Here is a 22,472-nt window from a genome sequence, read left to right as displayed (position 1 = left end):
GTTCAGTCGGCGAGCTGCTTCCGTAGCTCCCGTTTCAGTACCTTCCCGGCGGCCGACACCGGGATCTGGTCGACGAAGTGGATCGCCCGCAGTCGTTTGTACGGCAGGACGCGGGCGCCGACAGCCTCCAGGAGTTGCTCGGCGGTGACGTTCTCGTCGCTGCGGACCACGAACGCGACCGGCAGTTCGCCGACCTCGGTGTCCGGTTTGCCGACGACGGCCGCCGCGGTGACGCCGGGCAGGGTGATCAGAAGCTCTTCGAGCTCACGCGGGAAGACGTTGTATCCCTTGTACAGCAGCATGTCCTTCTTGCGGTCCACAATGGACAGGTAGCCGTCCTCGTCGAGGAGGCCGATGTCGCCGGTGTGCAGCCAGCCATCGACGAGCGCGGCCGCGGTCTCCTCGGGACGGTTGCGATAGCCGGTCATCACCTGCGGGCCGCGCAGGCACACTTCGCCGCTTTCCCCGGCGGGCAAAGGATCTTCGCCGCCTTCGGCCGAGACGATCTTGATCTCGGTGTCGGGCAGCGGCAGGCCGACCGAACCGACCTTCCGGACGGCAGACCGGTAGGACGGCGCGATGACGGCGCCCATGGTGACCTCGGTGAGGCCGTAGCCCTCGATGATGAGCACGCCGGGGAATCGGTTCTGCAGGGCGCGGATCATCTCGTGGTTCATCGGCGCCGCCCCGGAACCGATGGTCAGTACCGAAGACAGGTCGGCTGTGTGAAACTCGGGGCAGGAGAGCAGCGCGGCGAACAGCGCGGGCGCTCCGCCGATGGTGGTGACCCGCAGCAGTTCGGCGTCGGCCACGTACGCGGCCGGGTCGAAGCGGTCGTGCAGCACGATGGTGCCGCCGTCGAGCAGCGGCACGTTGAGCGCGGCGATGGTCCCCATCGCGTGGAACCACGGCGTCAGGTTGAGGGCGATCCCGGTGCCGATCCGGGACGGCCATTCCTCCGGACCGCCGACTTGCTCGACGATCACCTCGCCCGAGGCGTCGACAGCGGGGACCGCGCCCAGCCGGTAGCAGGAGCTCTGCAAGCTGTTGACCACGACATTTCGGTGCGGCAGGCAGACGCCCTTCGACCGTCCGGTGGTGCCGCCGGTGTACGCCAGATGGGCGAGGTCGCGGTAGATGTCGATCTCCACGTCCGGCCGCTCGTCGGAGTGACCGGAGTGGAACTCCGTGAACTCGACCTCGCCCGTGGCGAGTCCATCCGGCGGGTGAACGACGATGCTCAGCCGCACCGAGGTCCGGTCACGGACCGAAGCCAGCACGCGGGCGACCGGGCCGACGGTGACGGCGGCGACCGCCCCGGCGTCGGCGAGCTGGAAGGCGAGGTCGTCCGGTGGGAGCAGGGGATTCGCCGGACTGAAGGTGGCCCCCGCGAGCAGCGTCCCGTAGTACGCGACCGGGTACGCCAGGCAGTTCGGCAGGTGGAGCGCCACGACGTCGCCCCGGCCAATGCCCTCGGCACGTAAAGCGTTCGCGAACCGGCAGGCCGCGCTGTACGTCTCGGAGAAGGTGAGGCGCTGGTCTCCGTGGGCGAAGGCCGTGCGGGAGCCCCAGCGAGCAGCGGCGCCTGCCAGCACCGAGCCGACCGGGACCTCGGGATAGTCGAGCGACCGGGGGAACGGGGTGAGCTGCATCACCCGAACGTACGGACTTTGCGGTCAAAGACACAAGCGCTCGCGATGTCGCGGAATGTGAACGAGCGCTAACATCGGACAAACTCCCAAACGCGGTTAGAAGAGGTGACGAAGGTGTCTGACGGCCCGGGTCTGTACCAGCTTGCCGAGGAGCACGAGGAGCTGCGGGCCGCGGTGCGTGCCCTCGCGGAGAAGGAGATCGAGCCGTACGCGGCCGAGGTCGACGAGGACGAGCGCTACCCGATCGAGGCGTACAACGCCCTGGTCAAGTCGGGTTTCAACGCCGTGCACATCGACGAGGCCTACGACGGCCAGGGCGCGGACGCCATCGCCGCCTGCATCGTGATCGAAGAGGTCGCGCGCGTCGACGCGTCGGCGTCGCTGATCCCGGCGGTGAACAAGCTGGGCACGGTGCCGATCATCCTGTCGGCGTCGGAAGACCTCAAGAAGCTCGTGCTGCCTTCGATCGCCTCTGGTGAGGCCTCGGCGTCCTACGCGCTTTCGGAGCGCGAAGCCGGCTCGGACACCGCCTCGATGCGCACCCGCGCGAAGCTCGACGGCGACCACTGGGTGCTGAACGGCACCAAGTGCTGGATCACCAACGCGGGTGAATCGTCCTGGTACACCGTGATGGCGGTGACCGACCCCGAGGCCGAGAAGAAGGCCAACGGCATCTCCGCGTTCGTCGTGCACAAGGACGACCCCGGCTTCACCGTCGGCTCAAAGGAGCGGAAGCTCGGCATCAAGGGCTCGCCGACCCGCGAGATCCACTTCGAGAACTGCACCATCCCGGCCGACCGCATCATCGGCGAGCCCGGCACCGGCCTGAAGACCGCGCTGCGCACCCTCGACCACACCCGCCCGACCATCGGCGCACAGGCGCTGGGCATCGCGCAGGGCGCGCTCGACGCGTCCATCGCGTACGTCAAGGAGCGCAAGCAGTTCGGCAAGGCGATCTCGGAGTTCCAGGGCGTCCAGTTCATGCTGGCCGACATGGGCATCAAGATCGAAGCCGCCCGGAACCTCGTCTACGCCTCCGCCGCGGCGACCGAGCGTGGCGACAAGCGTGGCGGCTACATGGCCGCGGCCGCGAAGGCGTACGCGTCGGACATCGCCATGTCGGTGACGACGGACGCGGTGCAGCTCTTCGGTGGCGCGGGCTACACGCGCGACTTCCCGGTGGAGCGCATGATGCGCGACGCGAAAATCACCCAGATCTACGAAGGCACCAACCAGATCCAGCGCATGGTCATGGCGCGGGCTCTGCTCAAGGGCTGATTTCCGCTCAAGTACATGAAGGCCCCCTTCCTTGCGCTAGACGCAAGGAAGGGGGCCTTCATGTACTTAGGCTCGCGCGAGCGAGTAGGTGACGAATTGCGGCTGCTGTCACGTGCTTGAGGACGGGTCTCGCGTACTTGAGGACGGAACTCGCGTGCTTGAGGACGGAACTCGCGTGCTTGGGGGCGGAACACGGCGGCGGCCGGACTCGCCGCGTGTCGTCCATCTGATCACGTGAGTTCCGCCCCCAATCACGCGAGTTCCGTCTCTGATCACGCGAGTTCCGTCCCCACGCACGCGAGTTCCGTCTCTGATCACGCGAAACCGCCGCTTGGCGCCAGGCCGTCGCGCGATTGGGTGACGAATCGCGCGTGTGAGGTCAGGCGTCGGTGAGATGCTTCACGGAAGTACGGCGATCATGGGCCGCCGGTGTCACTCTCGAAGGATGTTCTGGTTCGCCCCGGCGTCGTGGACGCCGCACGACGAGGCCGAGCTGATCGCCGGCTGGCGGTTGTGGCTCGAACTCGGGGATCGCATGTGGCCGTCCGCCTCATGGGACGGGACGGCGGCCGACGTCGTCAAGCCGCTGCGTGAGCTGGTCGCGGCCTGCGACGAGATCGAGACGGGCTACCGCGACGCCGTCGACGAGCCGTCGGACGAGTTCATCCGGATCATCCAGTTCCTCGTGTGGACGGTCAGCACGGTGATCGAGCTGTGGGCCGACGACGAGGTCCCGCTCGACGCCGAGAGGATCGCGTTGCTGCACGCGGATCTGGCCGGGTTCGCCGAACAGGCGGAGCGGGTCCTGGAACTGCTGGCCGTCAGTGGGGGCTGGACGGGCCTCGCCGCGGAGCATCGACGGACGGGTCGTTGAGCGATTCCGGTTTCTCGACCCACGCGAACCGCGAGCCCGCGAGGTGGTCGTCCAGCGGCCGGTCCAGGGTGAGCAGGGTCACCGGGCTGCCGAACGGATCTTCGCCGGGCGCGATCCGGTAGCCGACCTCGATCACCGACTCCTCCTTCTCGTCGGATTCGACGTCGTGCCGCGTGACGCCGTCGTCGATCGACCACGTGCCGTTGACGGTGCGATGGAATTTCAGGGCCAGCGTGCCCGGCGTGAACGCGGCCCACGTGTAGCGCGACACCGTGAACTCGGTGCTCCAGCTCGACCAGTAGAGCCAGCCGGAGCCGTCGCCGCGGAACGCCAGCTCGGCGGACTCGACGTCGCTCGGGAACAGCATGCGGTCCGACCAGAGGCCGATCAGACGTTCATCCATCACACAGGTGATTTTGCCCGTCGGACGCCCGGAACAACGGCGCCGTACGGGGGAATGACGGCCGCGACCTTCCACAGAGGACATGCCCACCGTCCGGGACGGTTCCTGTCGGGTACCTGTCGATCACGCTCCGGAGGTGCCGTTCGGGGCGCCCGGTGCCTTACCGTGATCCCGGTAAGTTGAATATTCACCGACCAGAAAGCTGAGACCCGATGTTCGCTCGTTTCAAGGATGTCGCCCTCCTGCTGGGCCGGATCGGTGTCGGTGTGGTCTTCCTCGCACACGGCCTGCAGAAGTGGGAAAACGGGATCGACGGCACCGCGAAGTTCTTCGAGCAGACCGGAATCCCGCTGCCGACGCTCGCGGCGATCTTCGCGATCGCGGTGGAGATCGTGGGCTCGATTCTGTTCATCGCCGGTTTCCTGGCGCCGCTGGTGGGCCTCGGCTTCGTCGTGGTCTCCGTCGGCGCGCTGCTCTCGGTGCACCTCGACAACGGCCTCACCGGTCAGGGCGGTTACGAACTCGTCCTCGTCCTGGCGGTCGCCGGGCTCGCGCTCGGCTTCAACGCCGGAAAACTGTCGCTTGATCACGTGCTCTTCGGACGCAAGCGTGAGGCGAAGCAGCTTCAGGACGCCTGACCCAGGCGCAATGAAGGGGCCTTTCCTTGCGAAATTTGCAATGAAAGGCCCCTTCATCTCACTTCAGGAGGGGAGATCCGCGGTCGTCCGTTCGGCTTCGCGCCGGGAAGCGAGTTTGGCCGGATCCGCGTCGGTGACCTGGACCAGATGCGCGCCGGCCGCGAGCGGCGTCACGAAACCCGCGAGTATTCCCTCGGAGCCGGACCATTCCACAGTGGACAGGACGCGGTCGTCGCCGGACAGGCCCAGACTGGAAGCGCGGGAGCGAGCCTCGGCGAGCACTTCGTCCACAGTGGATGAACCGAGCGCTGGAGTGTCACCGGGAATCGGGAACAGCGGGCTGAACTGGTCGCCCGAAAGCCTGGCCTCGGTCAGGTAGTCCAGAGCGCCGTCGGGCACGGAGCCGGCGGGCAGCCCGAGACCCATCGGGTGCAGCGAGACGACGGCCGTCGCGGCCGCCTCGGAAACGCCGCCGGGCGCGACGAACGCCACCCGCGCGCCCGCGGTCTCCGTCACCACCCTGGCACCGCACCACCACGCGCCCAGCAGGACACCGGCGGTCTGCCAATGCGACGGCAGCACCACGGCGACCTCGTCGCCCGGTTCGACGTCGAATTCGTCGACCAGCCAGTTCGCCGTCTTGGCGGCCCAGTTCACCGTGGTCGCCACGGACAGTTCGACCCGGCTGCCCTGCTTGTCGTCGTAATGCGTGATCAGCGGTTTCGCGGGCGACCCGAGCACGGGCCGCAGCAGCAGTTCGGTGAGGCTCACGCCCCCAACGCTAGTTCACGCAGGGAACGCTCGACGCGGCGAGCAGGGGAGCAGCGCCGGAAGCCCCGCCGCCACCGCCCCGGCCGACCAGGCCGGTGACGAAGGTCCGCACCGCGGCGGGATCGATCTCGACGATGCTCTGGCCGTCGGCGCTGCGGCCGTTGATGTTCACCACCGGGATGGTCGTGAACGTCAGGTCACCCGACGCGATCCCCCTCGCCTGCTGCGCGAATTCCAGCAGGTCCAGACCTTCGTCGAGGACGATCGACCGGCGCACGACGTCGATCAGGCCCGTCATCGTCGACGGGCTGGTCAGCGTGCCCGCCGAGAGCACCTGGTTCAGCGCGGAGGAGAGGAACGTCTGCTGGCGGACGATGCGGTCGAGGTCGCCGCGCGGCAGGTTCTTCCGCTGCCGCACGAAGGAGAGCGCCTCGCCGCCCGAGACGGTCTGTTCGCCGCGGCGGAAGTTCGCGCCGGAATCCTTGTCCTCGGTGGAGTGGTTCAGACAGACCTTCACGCCGCCCAGCGCCTCGGTCAGCAGGTAGAACCCGAGCAGGTTGACCTCGGCGTAGTGGTCGATGCGGATCTTCGTCAGGTCCTGAACGGTCTGGACCAGTGCCTTGCGGCCTTCCTGATCGGAATCGCGTTCGAGTTTCGCCTGGTCGGACTCGCCTCGGTGCGCGTTCGCGTAGTTGGTCTTCGCGACGCCGTACGCCGAATTGATCTTGTTCGGGCCGCGGCCGGGGATGTCGGTCCAGGTGTCGCGCGGGATCGAGACGCCCGACGGCTTCCCGCCGTTCTTTGGGATGCGCAGGATGATGATGGTGTCGGTGTTGACGCCCGCCTTCCCCTCGGTGCGCAGCTCCTTGAGCACCTTGAGCGGCAGCGGATTGCCCTGCGCGTCGGTCCGCGCGTCGCTGCCGACCAGGAGGATGTCGTTGGCGCCGTCGTCGGCGGGCGGCGCGGCGGGATCGTCGGCCTTGCTCAGGGCGTTCGTCGTGGGGACGTTGTCCTGCAACCGGTCCTTGGTGACATACGCGTAGCCCGTCGTACCGAGGGCGAGCAGCGACACGAGGCCGATCGCGATCCGGCGGGTGTACCGGCCGGCGCGGCGAAGCGGGCGTTCGGGTACGTCGAGTACACCCGAGACCGGTTCGTCTTCGTCCTCCGGCGGAGAGGACGGCTGGGGAAGTTGATTTCGCGGGTACGGCGTCGGGACGAACCGGGACTCTTCGTCACTCTCGGTGTCCGAGGCGGCGGCCTCTTCCGGCTTCGGATCTTCGGCGTCCAACTGTTCGGAATGCTCGTTGACGGCTTTGTCCTCGCTGTCCATCCCTGTTCACCTCCCTCGCGCTGCCCGCCGGTTCGATCGTAGGAGAAGGCTAGGCCACGGCGAGGTCGGCCACGCTGAGTACCCGGGGATTAATTGACGCAGGGCACATTGCCCGCGACGATCGGCTTCGTGCTGGGGGCCGCCGGAGGGCTGGAGGGCGGCTGAGCCGGCTTCGAAGCCGGTGGCGACTTCGGCGGGGTCGTGGTGGCCACGCCGCCCTGGTCCGCGGAAGCGCCCTTGAAGTCCTTGCCGAGCAGGACCCGCACCTTTCCGGAGGGCACGTCCCGGTCCGCCTCGGCCTGCACCGCGGTGCCGAAGACCTGCTTGATCAGGGCCAGCGCGGCCTCGTCGCCCGGCGCGTGCCGGATGACCGTCGAGTTGCGGGTGCTCAGCTTGGTATCGGCCGCGAGCTTGAAACCCTTGCCCTGCAGGAGGTTCCGGGTCTCGGTGGCCAGGGTGGGGGAGCCGGAGCCGTCGAAGAGTTCGACGGTCACTGCTTCCGCGCCCGGCAGCGTGGCCGGGGTCGAGGTGGGCGCCGTTTCGCCGTCGGAGGTCAGGCGGGCGACCTCGGCCTGCACCTGCGCCGGGTCCACCCGGAGCACGGCGGCGCCGCCGATGGTCGCGTCACCCTGCGTCGGGATCGTGTGGAACTCGACGTTTCCGCTGGTCAGCCCGCGCATCTGCGCGGCGAACTCCGGCAGGTCCCAGCCCGCCGACAGCACGACCGACTTCTTCACCGCGCCGATCAGGTCCGAGATCTTCACCGGGTTGATCAGGACGTCGGAGGAGAGGACCTTGTTCGCCAGCCCGGACAGGAAGGCCTGCTGCCGCGCGATCCGGTCGAGGTCGCCGTTCTGCAGGTCGTACCGCTGGCGGACGAACGCGAGCGCCTGGACCCCTTCGACGGTCGACTTCCCGGCGGGCAGGTCCACTCCGGACTTCTTCTCCTTGACCGGGCCGTTCAGGCAGACCTCGACGCCGCCGATCGCCTTGGTGATCTCGTAGAAGCTCGACAGGTTCACCTCGGCGTACCGGTCGATCATCTTGGGCTTGCCGATGAACTTCTCGAGCGTCGCGATCAGGTTCTTGCGGCCGGCGTCCTTGGCCTTGGCGTCGACGTCCTTGAGGTCGGAGTTGCCCTGTTGCTGGAGCGTCTTCGACGTGTCGTTGTAGGCGTACACGTACGCGCTGTTGAGCTTGTGCTTGCCGAAACCGCCGGTGATCTCGACCCAGGAGTCGCGGGGGAAGGAGATCGCGGTCGCCTTCTTACCGTTCTGGGGGATGTGCACCAGGATCATCGTGTCGGTCTGGCGCTCGCCGTCCGAGACGCCGGCGTGCAGCATGTCGAGGACCTCGCGCGGCAGCGGGTTGCCCTGCGCGTCGGTGCGGCTGTCCTGGCCGACGAGCAGGATGTCGATCGCGCCGTCCAGCGGTTTCGCCGGCGGGTGGCCGTCGTCCTCGAAGATGTTCGTGGTCGCGAAGCCCTGCGACGGGTCGCCGATGAACTGCCAGCCCCACCAGGTCAGCGTCAGGATCGTGATCGAGACCAGGCTGAACACGACCTTCACCCCGCGGCGGGCGAACATAGCGACGCCGCCACGGCGCGCCGGAATGGGTGGCCCGGGCCACTCGGTCACGTGCGGTCCTCCACGAATCTCCCCAGGGCACACTCGTGCCACTCGGACAACTCTACTGATCCCTGTGTTAGACGTCCGTAGGCTGGTGAAAGGTTGCCCCGGTCGTGACACACTCGGCTGGTCCGGGAAGTCGTCAAGGGAGGGTCGCGGGATGCGGGTGCTGGTCACCGGGGGTGCCGGGTTCATCGGTTCGCATTACGTCCGGCAGGTGCTGACGGGGGCATACCCTAGCCTGGTCGACGCCGAGCTGATCGTGCTCGACAAGCTGACCTACGCGGGCAACGAAGCGAATCTGGAACCGGTCCGCAAGAACCCGCGCTACCGGTTCGAAAAGGGCGACATCTGCGACGGCGCCCTGGTCAGCGAGCTGATGCAGGGCATCGACCTCGTCGTGCACTTCGCCGCCGAGTCCCATGTGGACCGTTCGATCGCCGGAGCCGCCGACTTCGTGCTGACCAACGTGCTCGGCACGCAGACCCTGTTGCAGGCCGCGCTCGAAGCCGAGGTCGGGAAGTTCGTCCACGTGTCGACCGACGAGGTCTACGGCTCGATCGACGAAGGATCCTGGACCGAAGACCACGCTTTGGAGCCGAATTCGCCGTACTCGGCGTCGAAGGCTTCTTCGGATCTGTTGGCCCGTTCCTTCTTCCGCACCCACGGACTGCCCGTCTGTGTCACGAGGTGCTCGAACAACTACGGTCCGTACCAATTCCCTGAGAAGGTCATCCCGCTCTTCGTGACCAATCTGCTCGACGGCAAAAAGGTTCCGCTCTACGGCGACGGGCTCAACGTGCGTGACTGGCTGCACGTGGACGATCACTGTCGCGGCATCCAGTTCGTCGTCGACGGCGGCAGGCCGGGCGAGGTCTACAACATCGGCGGCGGCACGGAACTGACCAACCGCGAGCTGACCGGGCGGCTGCTGGACGCCGTTGACGCCGATTGGGAGAGCGTCGAGCCGGTCGAGGACCGCAAGGGTCACGACCGCCGGTACTCGGTGGACATCACGAAGATCTCGGCCGAGCTCGGTTACGCGCCGCGAATGTCCTTTGAGGACGGTCTCGCCGACACGGTCGCCTGGTATCGGGAAAACCGTTCGTGGTGGGAGCCGCTGAAGAACCGCGCGGGGGCCTGAAAGTGCTGAGCGTTCTCGTACCGGGCGGATCCGGCCAGCTGGGACAGGACATCGCGGCGCTGGCGCCGGACTCCGCGACGCCGTCGTCGGCGGAGCTGAACGTGCGCGACACCGGCCAGGTCGTCGCCGCGGTCACCGAGCTGGCGGACCGGGCCCGGGCGGCGGGGACGTCGCCGGTGGTGATCAACGCGGCGGCCTACACCGCGGTGGACGCCGCGGAAACCGACGAGGAGCGGGCGTTCGCGGTGAACGCGGACGGACCCCGGGTGCTCGCCGCCGCGTGTTCGTCGCGCGGGGTGCCGCTCATCCACGTGTCCACGGACTACGTCTTCGCCGGAGACGCGACTTCGCCGTACGAGGTCACGGATCTGCTGGGGCCGCTCAACGCGTACGGCCGGACGAAGGCGGCCGGTGAGGACGCGGTCCTCGGGTCGGGGGCGCGGTCCTGGATCGTGCGGACGTCCTGGGTGTACGGCAAGACCGGGTCGAACTTCGTGAAGACCATGGCGCGGCTGGAAAAAGAGCGCGAAGAACTGTCCGTAGTGGACGATCAGACCGGTGCGCCGACCTGGTCCCGCGATCTCGCCGCCGGGCTGCTGGAGCTGGCCGGTCGTGTCGCGGCCGGCGAAGGCCCGTCGCAGCGGGTGCTGCACTGCACAGGCGGCGGGTCGACGACGTGGTGCGGGTTCGCGCAGGCGATCTTCGCGGAGCTCGGCGCGGATCCGGCGCGGGTGAAGCCGTGTACGACGGCGGAGTTCCCGCGTCCGGCGAAGCGCCCGGCGTACGGGGTGCTTTCGAACGCTTCGTGGCGCGAGGCCGGTCTCACGCCGCTTCGGGACTGGACGGATGCCCTGAAGGCCTACTTCGCCTCCTGACTCCTATGCATTTCGTCCTCTGAATGCGGTAGTTCGCGGTGCCAACTACCGCATCCAGAGGACGAAATGCATAGGGTCAGTGTTTCGTGCTCGCCTGGCGGTACGCGGCGACGGTGAGTTCGGCGCACGCGCGCCAGGTGAAGTTCGCGACGTGGGCGCGGCGCGCGGCCGAAGTGGCGACGGCGTGCGGGTCGCTGACAGCCATCCGCAGCGCCTCCACGAGCCCGTCGACGTCCTCGTAAGGCACGAGGCTCGCGCAGTTCCCCGCGACCTCGCGCAGTGCCGGGATGTCCGTGCACACCACGGGAACGTCCGATGCCAGCGCTTCCAGCACCGGGAGCCCGAAGCCTTCGTCGCGCGACGGCAGCACCAGCGCGCTGGCCCCGGCGACGACCCGGCGGAGGTTCACGTCCGACAGGTAGCCCACGTGGCGCGACCGCGAGCCCACCGAGAACGAACCCGGGCCGACGAACACCAGTTCCGGCAGATCCGGTGCCGCCTCGTGCGCCTGCTGGAGCCAGTGCAGGCCCTTCCTGGGGCCGGGGGCGCCCGCGAAGAGCAGGTACTTGTCCGGAAGACCGAGTTCCTCGCGGCGTTCCCGGTCCGGCGGGCGGGCGGTGAACCAGGCCGGGTTCACCCCGAGCGGGGTGACGATGATCTTGCCGCGATCCACGTCGAGCCGTTCGGCGACCTGGTCGGCGACGGCGTTGGTGGGGGTGCAGATCGCGTCGGCGAGCCGGGCGCCGCGCCGGACCAGCCGCGGCAGCTCGTGATCACTCGGCGCGAGCTCCTCGGGAGCGTCCAAAAAGGCCAGATCGTGAATGGTCACCACACCCGCCGCGCGGAACCGGCCCGGCAGCACGAAGTTGGTGCCGTGCACGACGTCGGTCGGTCCGGCGAACAGTTCCACCGGCGGCAGCTGTGAACGCAGCCACGCCTTGCGCAGCAGTCGTGCCGCCACCGGCATGCCACGGGCCCGGACGCCGTGCGGCAGCACGTGCCGCAGCCGCCGCCAGCCCCGGAGGGTGAACGCGACCGCGCGAGTGTCCACTTCGGACATAGAGGCGAGCTCTTCGGACAGGGCGACGGTGTACCGGCCGATGCCCGTCCTGGCACCGAGCAGCGGGGTCCCGTCGAGGAGGACGCGCAACGGACGATCAGCCACGGCCGAGCCTCTGCTTGGCGACCTTGACCACCCGGCCGCCGACGCGCCGCACGAGTTCCTTCGGCCCGCCGTCGGCGAGGTACTCGCGGATCAGGTCGACGTCGCGGCGCAGCATTTCCTTGCCCCGCACCGGCGCGGTGACCACGAGATCGTCCGAGCCGGGGAGCCGGTCCGCGGCGGGCCGCGGGTTCCGGCAGAACTCCACCAGCGGCTTCAGCGCCTCCGGCCAGGCGTAGCGCTGGGCGACGGCGGCCATCCGCTCGACGCAGCCCGCGGCGAACTCCTCGTCGTACAAGGCCTTTTCCAGCGCGGCGGCCAGGGCGTCCACATCCTCGGCCGGGACGACGACGCCGAGCTGTTCCTCGCGGACCAGGTCGGCGAACGAATCGCCGTCGGTGGTGACGATCGGCAGCCCCGCCCACAGGTAGTCCAGCACCCGGGTGCGGAAGGCGAACGTCGTCTCGACGTGCTCGTAATGCGTGGTGACACCGCAGTTCGCGTCCAGCAGCCAGTTCTGGCGCTCCTCGTAGGGCACCCAGTGCTGGTTGAAGAACACGTGCTTGCCGGTGAGGCCGAGGGTGTCCGAAAGCAGCATCGTGCGCGCCCCGATGTCCATTTCGGTGACTTCGGGGTTGGGATGCTTCATCCCGAGGAACACCAGGCGGACGTCGCCGCGGCGCTGCCGCAGCCGTTCGATCGCGCGGACCAGGGTGAGCGGGTCGAACCAGCTGTAGACCCCGCCCGCCCACAGCACGACGTGATCGGTCTCGCCGATGCCGTCCAAAGTGGACCGGAGACCGGGGCCGGTGCGGACCGGGGCGTTGGGGGACAGTCCGAACGGGACGATCGAGAGCAGCGACTGGGTGGTCGGGTCGGCGTCGTACAGCCGCGGCGAGAGCCTGCCCATCGCGGCGAGGTGACCCAGCCAGAAGTGCCGCTGCCGTTCCGACGCGCACAGGAAGAAGTCTCCGCGTTCCAGCTGCGCGTCGAGGACCTTGGTGACGCCGATGAGGTCCAGCGCGCGTTTGTCGTCGGGGACACCCTTGCCCTGTTCGAGCAGTTCCAGGTGCATCGGGTCGTACAGGTCCGCGACCACGATCTTGTGCGCGTACTGCTTCTTGAGCGAGGGCGCGAGTTCCAAGACGTGGCCCTGCAGGACGATGATGTCGGCCCAGGCGATCGGGGTCTCCAGGTCGCGCCGGGTCGCCGCGCTGACCCGGAACGGCGCGGGCGGCGGGTCGGCGAGCGGGTTGACCGTCACCAGGTGGACGTCGTGCTCGGTGGCCAGTGTCGCGGACATGTTCCAGGCGCGGATCGCCGGTCCCGCCATTCGTTCGGTGATCGCGTCGCCGGTGATGACCAGGACTTTGCGGCGCTGTCCGAACAGGGCGTCGATGCCGAACGTCTCGACCAGGATGTCGTGCGCGGCGAGGTAGCGCGGCAGCGGATACGCGGGCTCCAAGGCCTTGCGCAGCAGGGGAAGTAGATCCGCGTCGGTGCGGACACGGGCGGCCTGTTCGGTGGCGCGCGATTCGGCGAGCGACGGCAGCAGCTCGACGAACTGGTCGATCGCGAGCACGCCGGCCAGTGTCGTCCTCGGTACCTCGACCGGACCGGTTTCGGCCGGGCCGACGCCCTGGGCGAGGTCGAACTGGGTGGCGTCGAGGTCGCCGCGCGCGGTCGCCCGGCGGACGGCCAGCGCCAGGGCGGCGGGCAGCGCGCGCGAGAGTGTCTCGTCGGAAAGGTTCTTGTACAGCGCGGCCAAAGCGTTGCGCTCCAGCAGGAACGTCTCGCGGCCGGAGTCGGGGGCGTCCACTGTGGACATGGTGGCGTGGTGCTTGTGATAGGTCAGCGACTCCGGCACGTACCGCACCCGCCAGCCGCGCAGGTTCAGCCGCCAGCCGAGGTCGACGTCCTCGTAGAACATGAAGAACCGCTCGTCGAACCCGCCGAGTTCGGCGAACACCCCGGCGCGGACGAACATCGCCGAACCGGTCGCGAACAGTACGTCCTTGGCGATCTCGTGTTCGGCGGCGGGGACGTCGGCCAGTGGGCTGCCCGCGTGGCGTTTGTAGCCCATGCCGAACCAGGTCAGGCCCGCGTCGACGAAGTCGGTGCCGGTGCCTTCCCAGTCGAGGACCTTGCTGGCCACGGCGGCGACGGTCGGCTGCGCGCGCAGCTCGGCGACGGCCGTGCCCACCCAGCCGGGCGCCGGGCGGGCGTCGTTGTTGAGGAAGGCGAGGACGGTGCCGGTGGCGTGCCGGGCACCGAGGTTGCAGCCGCCCGCGAAGCCGGAGTTCACCGGCGACTCGACGAGCTTGACACCCGGGACGGCGGCCTTGATCTCGGCCACGTCGGTGCCGCCGGAGGCGTTGTCGACGCAGATGACCTCGAGGTTCGGGTAATCGTGTTCAGCGAGGGCGTTCAGGCAGGTGATGGTGTCGGCCGCTCCCCGGTAGTTCACCACGATCACCGAGACGACCGGTTGCGTTTCCCCCTGCGCCAAAGCCGTACTCCCTGCACTCGATTGGACGGTGTCGATGAAGAGCCCGCGACCGCTTCGCACCGCCAGGGCGCTCGTCTGGCCTTCCCCGCGCCGCTGGTGCCGGGGCGCCGTGCCGTCGCGAAGCGGGGCCTTCGGCCGAGGGCGGGCTCCTGTGAGGCACTTCTCGGACTCGATCTTCATCTCCGTCTTCTGTCAGAGCTTAAAGGCCCGCCCACGCCTCCCAGACCGCGCCTCGGTCGAGCGCCGCCCGCCGCCCGATGGCCCGCCGCTCGACCAGCGTGCGCGGCAGGCGGGCGACGACGGCGCCCAGGACCCGGCATCTGAGGCTGAGACGGAAGTTCGGCGCCTGCGGTTTCCCTCTCAGGGGAAGGATCGCGGTCAGGGCGGCGAACTTCACCAGCTGGCGGATCGCCACCTGCCCCGGTGCGCACCGGAGGAGGGTCAGCAGGCGGTTGCGTTCGTTCCACAGATGGAACCGGACCGAACCCGGCCGGGTGCTCGCGCCATGCTGATGGGTGACGTCGGCTTCGGCGCCGACGACGTCCCAGCCCGCCAGCCGCAGCCGCCACGCGGTGTCGGTGTCCTCGTAGTAGCAGAAATAGGAGGCCGGGACGCCGCCGACGGAACGGAGCGCCTCGACGTTCAGCACGGCCGCGCCCCCGCAGAAGCCGAAGACCTCGCCGGTGGGTTCGGCCAGGTCGGCGCCGTGGCCGTCGGCCGTCAGGCGGACACCGGTGGACTGGACGGTGCCGTCGGCCAGGGTGAGCCGGGCGCTCACGGCCGCGGCGAGCGGGGCTTTCGCGAGGGTGTCTTCGCAGGTCGCGAGCCACTCCGGGGTCGGCGCGGCGTCGTCGTTCAGCCACGCCATGAGCGGCGTGTCCACTTTGTCCAGTGCGGCGGCCATGGCACCCGCGTATCCGGTGTTGCGCCGCAGCCGCAGCACCTCGGGTTTCGACGGATGGGCGGCGAGGAGCGCGGCCGTCCCGTCGTCGGAGGCGTTGTCGACGACCAGCGTCCGATGTGCGCGGGACTGCGCGGCGAGGGCGTCGAGGCAGGCGGTGACGTGCGCGGCGCCGCGCCAGGTGACCACGACGACGGTGGTGCTGGTCATGCCAGAGAGAATAGAGACCATGCCCGAACTGGTCGTGCTCGCCGAGCAGCTGCTGGCGCCGGTCCCCGGCGGGACCGGCCGCTACACCGGCGAGCTGCTGCGGGCGCTCGCCGAGACCGCGCCGGCGGGCTGGACGGTGTCGAGTGTGGTCGCGCGGCACGCCGACACCGAGGCCGCCGTCGTCGAGGGCGTCGAGGGGCCGCGGGTGCTGCCGATCCCGCCGCGGGCGCTGATCGCGGCCTGGCAGCTGGGGCTGCCGTGGTGGCCGGGTGGCGACGCGGTCCACGCGCCGACCCCGCTCGCGCCCGCCCGGGTGCCGAAGGGGCGGACGCTGTCGGTCGCGGTGCACGACACCGTGCCGTGGACACATCCCGGGACGCTGACTCCGCGCGGCGTCGCGTGGCACAAGGCGGTGATCACGCGGGCCGCGTCCCGGGCGACCGCGCTGACGGTGCCCACGCAAGCGATTGCGGACGAGCTCGCCGCGCTGGTGCCGGTGTCCGTGCCGGTGCGCGTGATCCCGCACGGCGTCCGGTCGCACACCGAGTTCGCCGAGGTCGCGCTGCCGGAGCGGTACGTGCTCGCGATCGGGACGATCGAGCCGCGCAAGGGCGTCGACGTGCTGATCGAGGCCGCCGGCCGGATCGGGGTGCCGCTGGTGCTGGCCGGGCAGCCGGGCTGGGGCGGGATCGACCCGGTGGCGCTGGCGCGCGAGCACGGCGCCGACGTCCGGCTGCTGGGGAAGGTGAGCGACGCGGAACTGGCGTTCGTGCTGCGGGGCGCGTCGGTGCTGGCGATGCCGAGCCGGGCGGAGGGGTTCGGGCTGCCGCTGATCGAGGCGATGGCGGCCGGGGTGCCGGTGGTGCATTCGGACGTCCCGGCCCTGGTCGAGGTGGCCGGGGGAGCGGGCGTCGTCGTTCCGGTGGGAGAGGCGCAAGCGCTTGCGGACGCGCTGTCCGGCGTACTAGGCCATCCGGAGCAGGCGGCGGCGCTGCGTGACAGCGGTCTCAGCCGTTCGAGTGAGTTCACCTGGCAGCGTGCCGCTTCCGCTGTTTGGGGCCTCCACCTGCGCGATCAGTTTGTCGGTTCCCCACCGCGGAGGTGACGCGCAGTCGTACCCTCCTAGGGTGACCGATGACCCTCGCGTGCTGATCGACGCGACCGCCGTCCCCGCGGACAGGGGCGGCGTCGGTCGTTACGTGGATTCGCTGGTCGCGGCGCTGGACGCGGACGGCGCCCGGATCACCGTCGTCTGCCAGCCGCGGGACGCGGTGCTGTACGACCGGCTGGCGCCCGGCGCGCGGATCGTGCCCACCTCGCCGTCGACGTCGACCAGGACGGCCAGGCTGACCTGGGAGCAGGCGACCCTGCCCCGGCTGGTCCGCCGGCTCTCCGCCGACGTCGTCCATTCGCCGCACTACACGATGCCGCTGGCGAGCCCGGCCGCTTCGGTGGTGACGCTGCACGACGCGACCTTCTTCACCGACGCGGTCCTGCACTCTTCGGTGAAGGCGCGCTTCTTCCGCGCCTGGACCGCGACGGCGCTTCGCCGTGCGACGCTCTGTGTCGTGCCGAGCATCGCGACGGCCGCCGAGCTGGAGCGTGTCGGCCAGGTGCGGACGGCCGAACTCGAGATCATCCACCACGGCGTCGAACCGGACCGGTTCCATCCGCCCTCGCCCGCCGAAATCGAGGCCGCGCGCGACGCCGTCGGCCTCGGGAAGACGCCGTACGTCGCCTTCCTCGGCGCGCTGGAACCGCGCAAGAACGTGCCCGCGCTGATCCGCGGCTTCGCGCGCGCCGTGATCGGCAGGCCGAACCCGCCCGCGCTGGTGCTGGCCGGGCAGCCGGGCTGGGACTCGCAGGTCGAACGCGCGCTGGACGCCGTGCCGCACCGGCTGCGGGTGATCCGGGCGGGCTATCTGCCGTTCGACACGCTCGCCGGGTTCCTCGGCGGCTCCGAACTGGTCGCCTATCCGAGCCTCGGCGAGGGTTTCGGGCTGCCGGTGCTGGAGGCGATGGCGTGCGGGGCCGCCGTGCTCACGACGCGGCGGCTTTCGCTGCCCGAGGTCGGCGGGGACGCGGTCGCGTACTGCGGTGTCGGCGCCGGAGACGTCGCGGCGGCCATCTCGGAGCTGCTCGACGCTCCCGCGCGGCGGGCCGAGCTGGCCGAAGCCGCGCAGCTGAGGGCGAAGGAGTTCTCGTGGGCGACGACCGCGGAGCGGCACCGGGAGGCTTACGCGAAGGCTTTCCACCGGCACGCGCAACGGCGGGCGGGCTGACTCACCGGCCTCGCGAGGCGAACGTTTCGGGTCGGTGAGGAACGCCCCCAATGTGGCATTGGGGACACTCAACGTCCCCAATGCCACATTGGGGGCACACCTCACCGACCTCACCGCTCACGAGGCAACGGCGTCGCGCAGGTCAGGCGCGGGGGAGCAAGGGACCTTTGCTATCGCCCCCGGCGTCGGGGGTGGGGCCCGAAGTCGCGTTCGGTGACGGGTGGACAATGGCCGCGTGACTGAGCACCCCAGCTACGGCGACGGGATCGCCGTCGTGACCGTGACGTACTTCCCCGGCGAAACCCTCGAGAAGTTCCTCGACACGCTCGAGAAGGCGACGGACCGGGACGTCCAGGTCGTCGTCGCCGACAACGACTCGACGGACGGCGCTCCGGAGAAGGCCGCCCGCCGGGACAACGTCAAGCTGCTCAGCATCGGCGAGAACGTCGGCTACGGCACGGCCGCCAACCGCGGTGTCGCGGAACTCGACGACAGCTACGGCTGGGTCGTCGTGGTGAACCCGGACCTCGAATGGGAGCCCGGTTCACTCGACGCGCTGCTGGAGGTCGCCGGGCGCTGGCCGCGCGGTGGCGCGTTCGGGCCGCTCATCCACGATCTCGACGGCACGGTCTACCCGTCGGCCCGGCTGCTGCCGTCGTTCGGCCGCGGGATCGGGCACGCGGCGTTCGGCAAGATCTGGCCGGGCAACCCGTGGACGCGGCAGTACCGTCAGGAGACCGGCACCCCGGTCGAGCGCACGGCGGGCTGGCTTTCCGGCTCCTGCCAGCTGATCCGCCGTGAGGCGTTCGACTCGGTCGACGGCTTCGACACGCGCTACTTCATGTACTTCGAGGACGTCGACCTCGGCGATCGGCTGGCTCGGGCCGGCTGGCTGAACGTCTACGCGCCTTCGTCCAGCGTCATGCACATCGGTGGCCACTCGACTTCGCAGGCTTCGGCGAAGATGCTGCGCGCGCACCACGAAAGCGCGTACCGCTATCTCGCGGACCGTCACCGCGGCCTCCTGTGGAAGCCCGTCATGCTCGCGGTGAAGGCCGGACTCGCGCTGCGGCTCAAGCTGGAGACGCGCCCGAAGTAGCCGTTCCGGCCATCGGAACTCGCGCGACTCGGCGGCCTGCCGTCGTTACCTTCGGCGAATGGACTTCGCCGAACTGGACACCTGGCTGACCGAACGCGCCGGGGCGGACCGCTTCTCGGGGGTCGTGCTGATCCGGCGCGGTGACGAGACGCTCTTCGAACGCGGATACGGTCTGGCCAGCCGCCGCTGGTCGGTGCCCAACGCGCCGGACATCCGGTACGACACCGCGTCGGTCACCAAGGTCCTCACCGCGCTCGCCGCGTTGCGCCTGGCCGACGAGGGACGGCTGGACCTCGACAGTCCGATCGGCGAGTTCCTCGACCTCGGCGGCACGACGATCGCGCCGGAGGCGACGACGAGGCATCTGCTTACGCACACCTCCGGGATCGCCGACGACGCCGACGAGGAAGCGGGCGAGAGTTACGAGGCGCTGTGGGTCGACAAGCCGGTGTACTCGGTCGTCGAAACGCGTGACCATCTGCCAAATTTCGCTTACCGGGCACCGAATTTCGCACCGGGCGAGGGCTGCCGGTACTGCAATTCGGGGTACGTCCTCGCCGGGCTGGTGATCGAGCGGATCACCGGGACGTCGTATCGCGACCATGTCCGGGATGCCGTGCTCGATCGCGCGGGGATGACCGAATCGGGGTTCTTCGACCGGCGCGACCCACAGCCGAGGGTCGCCGAAGGCTGGGACCCGATCCTCGACGGCGAGCGGATCACCGGCTGGAAGCAGAACATCTTCAGCTACCCGCCGATCGGTTCACCCGATGGGGGTGCGTACTGCACCGTCGGCGACCTCGTCCGGCTTCTGCGGGCGATCCGGGAGGAACGACTCCTGAGCCCTGAGCGCACGAAGGAGTTCTTGACGCCGCAGGTGCTTCACGGCAGCGGCGTCTGGTACGGATTCGGGCTCGAATTCGTCCTGGACCAGGACGGCTCGGTGCGGAACTACTACAAGGACGGCGGGAACGTCGGCGTCTGCTCGCTCATGCGGCACTACCCGTCCGAGGGGTTGGACGTCGCGATGCTGTCCAACGCGACTTACGGCGGGGGTGCGGCGATCAAGGAAATCGATCGGGTGATCCAAACCGCCTGAGGTGGGTGCCGACCGTGCAATGAAAGGCCCCTTCATTGCAAATTTTGCTATGAAGGGGCCTTTCATTGCACGCGTGGTGAGGGGCTAGATGCCGTCCAGTCGGCGCGAGAGGTTCGAACGCCCCGAAGGGTTCTGCTTCACCGTCGGCACCAAGCCGCCGACCTCGTTCTCGGCGGTCTCCGGTTCCGGCTGCTCGATCAGGGGACTCTGCACCGGCGCGGCGGGCGGCCGCCGGGTGAGCGGGGTCGTCGCCTGCGGCAGCGGCCTGGTCGGCTGGTGCCCGGGGCGGCGCGGATAGGGCTGTGGCTGGGTCGAGCCTTCACCCCGCGCCGGCGGCAGGTCCAGCCGCGTCGTCGGCTCGGGGCCCGCCAGCGGGTGGTCGTTCTCCGCGATCAGTGAAGCCGGTAGCTGAGTGGTCGTGTCCGGGTCCGATGACCGGTCGATCTCGGCGACCACCGATCGGGGGATCTGCTGGGTGTTCGCGGAGTCCATCGGAGACGTCGCGTTGTCCGGTGTCACGACGAAGGCTCCACGCGCGCTGGCGCGTGCGAGCAAGGCGTCCGCCCGAGCACGGGGGTCCATTCCCCTAGGCCTCCCGACTGACCTGGGGCCCTCTGGGTTCAGGGCCGACTGTGTGTTGTCTAGGGTAGGCCCTAGGAGCGGCCGCCGTCAGCAGACCCGCAAACGTCTTCCGACAAAAGTTGCCGGGCGCACGGCCGGCGGCGGGGACTCAGGCTTCCATGTCCGAGAGGATCCGGGTGCTGGAGTCGGCCTTGTCCGTGCCCCCGATGCCGTAGATCATCGAGATGTCGTTGCGGGCCCCGGCCTCGACCTCGTCGGCCGGGAGTTCGTCGACGTTGCGCCGGTCCCCGCCGTTGCAGAACTCGAGTTCCGTGTCCGGGTACGCCGCGCGGATCAGGTCGAACGACTCGTTGATGCCCGGCCCCTGCTCGACAGCGACGTACACGTCGTCGACGATGCGCAGCGCGCGGACGATCCGGGCGCGGACGTCCTCGACCTGGATCACCCTGCCCTTCTTGAGGACCTGCTGGTGATCGTTGTTGACGATGACGATCAGGTAGCCGGACCGTGCCTGCGCGGCCTCGAACAGGTCGAGATGGCCCTGGTGGAGCGGGTTGAAGTACCCACTGACGATCGAGGCCTTAGCCGGTCGCGATGTCATCGTCCGTGTCCTCCGTCGGCTTACGGTTGGGGGTCATCAGCTTAGCTCCGGCGGCGCCGGGCACCGGATGGCCCGCGTAACCCTAGCCGAGGGCGGGGTAGTTTCCGTGTGTGCGATTCCGCCCCGGCTTCGAGCTCGACCTGGACACGGTGCTGGGTCCGTTGAGCCGTGGGTCGCGGTCGCCCAACGTCGTCCGCACCGAAGGCGGGGTCACCTGGCTGGCCGCCAACACCGCGGACGGTCCGGGCACGCTCGCGCTGCTGCGGCGCGCGGACGGCGAGATCGAGGCGGAGGCCTGGGGCCCCGGCGCCGACAGCCTCCTCGACGGCGTCCCCGCCATGCTGGGCGCGCACGACGACGACTCCGCCTTCGTCGCGCATCACGACGTCATCGCGTCGGCGCGGCGCCTGAACCCGGGGCTGCGGCTCGGTTCGACCGGCCGGGTGTGGGACGCGCTGGTGCTCGCCGTGCTGGAACAGAAGGTGACCAGCGCGGAGGCGCTGCGGTCGTGGAGCGAATTGTGCCGCTGGTTCGGGGAACCGGCGCCGGGCCCCGGGCCGTCACGGCTGCGTGTGCCGCCGACGCCGGTCGCCATTCGTTCCATTGTGGACTGGAAATGGCATCGCGCCGGGGTGGACCTGAAACGGCGGACGACGTTGATCACCGCCGCGCGTGTCGCGCCACGGCTGGAGAAAGCCGTCGAACTGAAGGGCGTCGAAGGACGGGCCTGGCTGCGGAAGGTCCCCGGCATCGGGGTGTGGACCGCGGCGGAGATCGCGCAGCGCGCCTGGGGAGACCCGGACGCGGTGAGTTTCGGCGACTACAACATCCCGTCGATGGTGGGGCACGCGCTGGTCGGCACGAAACTCGACGACGCCGGGATGTCGGAGGTGCTGGCGCCGTATTCGCCGCAGCGGCAGCGCGCGGTGCGGTATCTGTCGACGGCCGGTTTCCGCCGCCCTAGGTTCGGGCCGAAGATCGAGCTTCGCGACTACCGCGCGATGTGACTCGGCCGGTCTCGCGGCGACCAAGTACATGAAGGCCTCCCTCGCGAACTTTCGGCTGGCCTGTGGCCACTGGGCGGAAGCCCGTGAAGGCCTCCTTGCCTACCCTGAAGGTAGGGAAGGAGGCCTTCACGGACTTTTGGCTAATCCCAAGAATCTCAGGAACCACATAAGCCCCCAGTGGCCCCGCACGTCACAGCGGGTGCGCGTGAAGGCCCCCTTCACGCGGCTCAGCCGAGGTGAGGCCGGTCAGTTGCCCCAGCCTTGCGGCGGGTAGGGCTGCTGCTGGCTCGGGTACTGCTGCTGCGGGGCAACGGAAGAGGGGCGTGTAGGGAAAGGGGGGAGGTCTTGGGCGGCGACGGAGCAATTCAACGAGGACCGCTTTATACCAAATCAATCTGGACAAGGAATCAACACACCGTATGAA

The 22,472-nt window shown here is 69.3% G+C and carries 20 protein-coding genes; 10 read left to right on the top strand and 10 right to left on the bottom strand.

The features are described 5' to 3' along the window. Positions 1 to 2: 2 nt before the first annotated feature. Entirely contained in the window at positions 3 to 1,652 is a 1,650-nt protein-coding gene (locus CFP71_RS17150; protein ID WP_093934969.1) for a class I adenylate-forming enzyme family protein, read from the bottom strand. 105 nt (positions 1,653 to 1,757) lie between these two features. On the opposite strand from CFP71_RS17150, the gene CFP71_RS17145 reads away from it, so the two are divergent. Continuing rightward, entirely contained in the window at positions 1,758 to 2,930 is a 1,173-nt protein-coding gene (locus CFP71_RS17145) for an acyl-CoA dehydrogenase family protein (RefSeq protein WP_208635972.1), read from the top strand. 445 nt (positions 2,931 to 3,375) lie between these two features. Continuing rightward, on the top strand, positions 3,376 to 3,804 hold the full coding sequence (locus CFP71_RS17140; protein WP_093934858.1) for a hypothetical protein: 429 nt from the start codon (positions 3,376 to 3,378) through the stop codon (positions 3,802 to 3,804). Here the strand turns inward: CFP71_RS17140 and CFP71_RS17135 are convergent. Then, positions 3,752 to 4,207: a hypothetical protein gene (locus CFP71_RS17135; RefSeq protein WP_093934857.1), complete on the bottom strand. Its 456-nt coding sequence runs from the start codon at positions 4,205 to 4,207 to the stop codon at positions 3,752 to 3,754. The genes CFP71_RS17140 and CFP71_RS17135 overlap by 53 nt on opposite strands. A 212-nt stretch (positions 4,208 to 4,419) precedes the next feature. On the opposite strand from CFP71_RS17135, the gene CFP71_RS17130 reads away from it, so the two are divergent. Beyond that, positions 4,420 to 4,845 (top strand): DoxX family protein, encoded by a 426-nt coding sequence (locus CFP71_RS17130; RefSeq protein ID WP_093934856.1) that lies wholly within the window; start codon positions 4,420 to 4,422, stop codon positions 4,843 to 4,845. Positions 4,846 to 4,908: 63 nt separating this feature from the next. Here the strand turns inward: CFP71_RS17130 and CFP71_RS17125 are convergent, their stop codons facing one another. The 3 genes from CFP71_RS17125 to CFP71_RS17115 all read right to left on the bottom strand — a co-directional run bounded on the left by CFP71_RS17125 (position 4,909) and on the right by CFP71_RS17115 (position 8,586). Continuing rightward, a complete protein-coding gene (locus CFP71_RS17125) occupies positions 4,909 to 5,616 on the bottom strand; it encodes a TIGR03089 family protein (RefSeq protein ID WP_093934855.1) in 708 nt (235 codons plus the stop codon). Between the two features lie 10 nt (positions 5,617 to 5,626). After that, positions 5,627 to 6,949: an LCP family protein gene (locus CFP71_RS17120; protein ID WP_093934854.1), complete on the bottom strand. Its 1,323-nt coding sequence runs from the start codon at positions 6,947 to 6,949 to the stop codon at positions 5,627 to 5,629. Positions 6,950 to 7,038: 89 nt separating this feature from the next. Next, positions 7,039 to 8,586 carry an LCP family protein gene (locus tag CFP71_RS17115; protein WP_093934853.1) on the bottom strand — a complete coding sequence of 516 codons (1,548 nt, stop codon included), beginning with the start codon at positions 8,584 to 8,586 and terminating at the stop codon, positions 7,039 to 7,041. Positions 8,587 to 8,737: 151 nt separating this feature from the next. Between CFP71_RS17115 and rfbB the strand changes: the two genes are divergently transcribed. Further along, on the top strand, positions 8,738 to 9,721 hold the full coding sequence (gene rfbB, locus CFP71_RS17110) for a dTDP-glucose 4,6-dehydratase (protein ID WP_093934852.1): 984 nt from the start codon (positions 8,738 to 8,740) through the stop codon (positions 9,719 to 9,721). 2 nt (positions 9,722 to 9,723) lie between these two features. Beyond that, positions 9,724 to 10,596 carry a dTDP-4-dehydrorhamnose reductase gene (gene rfbD, locus CFP71_RS17105; protein WP_167406159.1) on the top strand — a complete coding sequence of 291 codons (873 nt, stop codon included), beginning with the start codon at positions 9,724 to 9,726 and terminating at the stop codon, positions 10,594 to 10,596. 76 nt (positions 10,597 to 10,672) lie between these two features. Here rfbD and CFP71_RS17100 read toward each other — a convergent pair whose 3' ends face one another. The 3 genes from CFP71_RS17100 to CFP71_RS17090 all read right to left on the bottom strand — a co-directional run bounded on the left by CFP71_RS17100 (position 10,673) and on the right by CFP71_RS17090 (position 15,378). After that, the gene (locus CFP71_RS17100) at positions 10,673 to 11,761 is read right to left on the bottom strand and encodes a glycosyltransferase family 4 protein (protein ID WP_093934851.1); all 1,089 of its coding nucleotides are present in this window, start codon (positions 11,759 to 11,761) and stop codon (positions 10,673 to 10,675) included. Further along, positions 11,754 to 14,267 carry a glycosyltransferase gene (locus tag CFP71_RS17095; RefSeq protein WP_093934850.1) on the bottom strand — a complete coding sequence of 838 codons (2,514 nt, stop codon included), beginning with the start codon at positions 14,265 to 14,267 and terminating at the stop codon, positions 11,754 to 11,756. Before CFP71_RS17095 ends, CFP71_RS17100 begins: the two co-directional genes overlap by 8 nt. A gap of 199 nt (positions 14,268 to 14,466) precedes the next feature. Next, complete coding sequence (locus tag CFP71_RS17090; protein WP_093934849.1) at positions 14,467 to 15,378, bottom strand: glycosyltransferase family 2 protein; 912 nt, start codon at positions 15,376 to 15,378, stop codon at positions 14,467 to 14,469. A gap of 19 nt (positions 15,379 to 15,397) precedes the next feature. Between CFP71_RS17090 and CFP71_RS17085 the strand changes: the two genes are divergently transcribed. The 4 genes from CFP71_RS17085 to CFP71_RS17070 all read left to right on the top strand — a co-directional run bounded on the left by CFP71_RS17085 (position 15,398) and on the right by CFP71_RS17070 (position 19,858). Next, positions 15,398 to 16,483: a glycosyltransferase family 4 protein gene (locus CFP71_RS17085; RefSeq protein ID WP_093934848.1), complete on the top strand. Its 1,086-nt coding sequence runs from the start codon at positions 15,398 to 15,400 to the stop codon at positions 16,481 to 16,483. Positions 16,484 to 16,523: 40 nt separating this feature from the next. After that, the gene (locus CFP71_RS17080) at positions 16,524 to 17,660 is read left to right on the top strand and encodes a glycosyltransferase family 4 protein (RefSeq protein ID WP_093934847.1); all 1,137 of its coding nucleotides are present in this window, start codon (positions 16,524 to 16,526) and stop codon (positions 17,658 to 17,660) included. Between the two features lie 235 nt (positions 17,661 to 17,895). Beyond that, positions 17,896 to 18,759 carry a glycosyltransferase family 2 protein gene (locus CFP71_RS17075; RefSeq protein WP_208635971.1) on the top strand — a complete coding sequence of 288 codons (864 nt, stop codon included), beginning with the start codon at positions 17,896 to 17,898 and terminating at the stop codon, positions 18,757 to 18,759. Between the two features lie 58 nt (positions 18,760 to 18,817). Next, the gene (locus CFP71_RS17070; RefSeq protein WP_093934846.1) at positions 18,818 to 19,858 is read left to right on the top strand and encodes a serine hydrolase domain-containing protein; all 1,041 of its coding nucleotides are present in this window, start codon (positions 18,818 to 18,820) and stop codon (positions 19,856 to 19,858) included. Positions 19,859 to 19,942: 84 nt separating this feature from the next. On the opposite strand, the gene CFP71_RS17065 is transcribed toward CFP71_RS17070, so the two are convergent. Next, the gene (locus CFP71_RS17065) at positions 19,943 to 20,377 is read right to left on the bottom strand and encodes a hypothetical protein (protein WP_093934965.1); all 435 of its coding nucleotides are present in this window, start codon (positions 20,375 to 20,377) and stop codon (positions 19,943 to 19,945) included. 211 nt (positions 20,378 to 20,588) lie between these two features. Beyond that, complete coding sequence (locus CFP71_RS17060; protein ID WP_093934845.1) at positions 20,589 to 21,041, bottom strand: adenylyltransferase/cytidyltransferase family protein; 453 nt, start codon at positions 21,039 to 21,041, stop codon at positions 20,589 to 20,591. Between the two features lie 110 nt (positions 21,042 to 21,151). On the opposite strand from CFP71_RS17060, the gene CFP71_RS17055 reads away from it, so the two are divergent. Beyond that, positions 21,152 to 22,048 carry a DNA-3-methyladenine glycosylase family protein gene (locus tag CFP71_RS17055; protein WP_093934844.1) on the top strand — a complete coding sequence of 299 codons (897 nt, stop codon included), beginning with the start codon at positions 21,152 to 21,154 and terminating at the stop codon, positions 22,046 to 22,048. Positions 22,049 to 22,472: the final 424 nt, after the last annotated feature.

Source organism: Amycolatopsis thailandensis, assembly GCF_002234405.1.
In the GTDB taxonomy this organism is placed as follows: Bacteria; Actinomycetota; Actinomycetes; order Mycobacteriales; family Pseudonocardiaceae; genus Amycolatopsis; species Amycolatopsis thailandensis.
Note: the sequence above shows the minus strand (reverse complement) of the source record. Positions and strands in the feature narration are given on the sequence as shown.

Excerpts from the sequence above, each read along its gene's own strand:
- CFP71_RS17120 (WP_093934854.1), bottom strand. The coding sequence starts at position 6,949 with ATGGACAGCGAGGACAAAGCCGTCAACGAGCATTCCGAACAGTTGGAC.
- CFP71_RS17060 (WP_093934845.1), bottom strand. The coding sequence starts at position 21,041 with ATGACATCGCGACCGGCTAAGGCCTCGATCGTCAGTGGGTACTTCAAC.
- CFP71_RS17130 (WP_093934856.1), top strand. The coding sequence starts at position 4,420 with ATGTTCGCTCGTTTCAAGGATGTCGCCCTCCTGCTGGGCCGGATCGGT.
- CFP71_RS17085 (WP_093934848.1), top strand. The coding sequence starts at position 15,398 with ATGCCCGAACTGGTCGTGCTCGCCGAGCAGCTGCTGGCGCCGGTCCCC.
- CFP71_RS17090 (WP_093934849.1), bottom strand. The coding sequence starts at position 15,378 with ATGACCAGCACCACCGTCGTCGTGGTCACCTGGCGCGGCGCCGCGCAC.
- CFP71_RS17070 (WP_093934846.1), top strand. The coding sequence starts at position 18,818 with ATGGACTTCGCCGAACTGGACACCTGGCTGACCGAACGCGCCGGGGCG.
- rfbB (WP_093934852.1), top strand. The coding sequence starts at position 8,738 with ATGCGGGTGCTGGTCACCGGGGGTGCCGGGTTCATCGGTTCGCATTAC.
- CFP71_RS17135 (WP_093934857.1), bottom strand. The coding sequence starts at position 4,207 with ATGGATGAACGTCTGATCGGCCTCTGGTCGGACCGCATGCTGTTCCCG.
- CFP71_RS17150 (WP_093934969.1), bottom strand. The coding sequence starts at position 1,652 with ATGCAGCTCACCCCGTTCCCCCGGTCGCTCGACTATCCCGAGGTCCCG.
- CFP71_RS17140 (WP_093934858.1), top strand. The coding sequence starts at position 3,376 with ATGTTCTGGTTCGCCCCGGCGTCGTGGACGCCGCACGACGAGGCCGAG.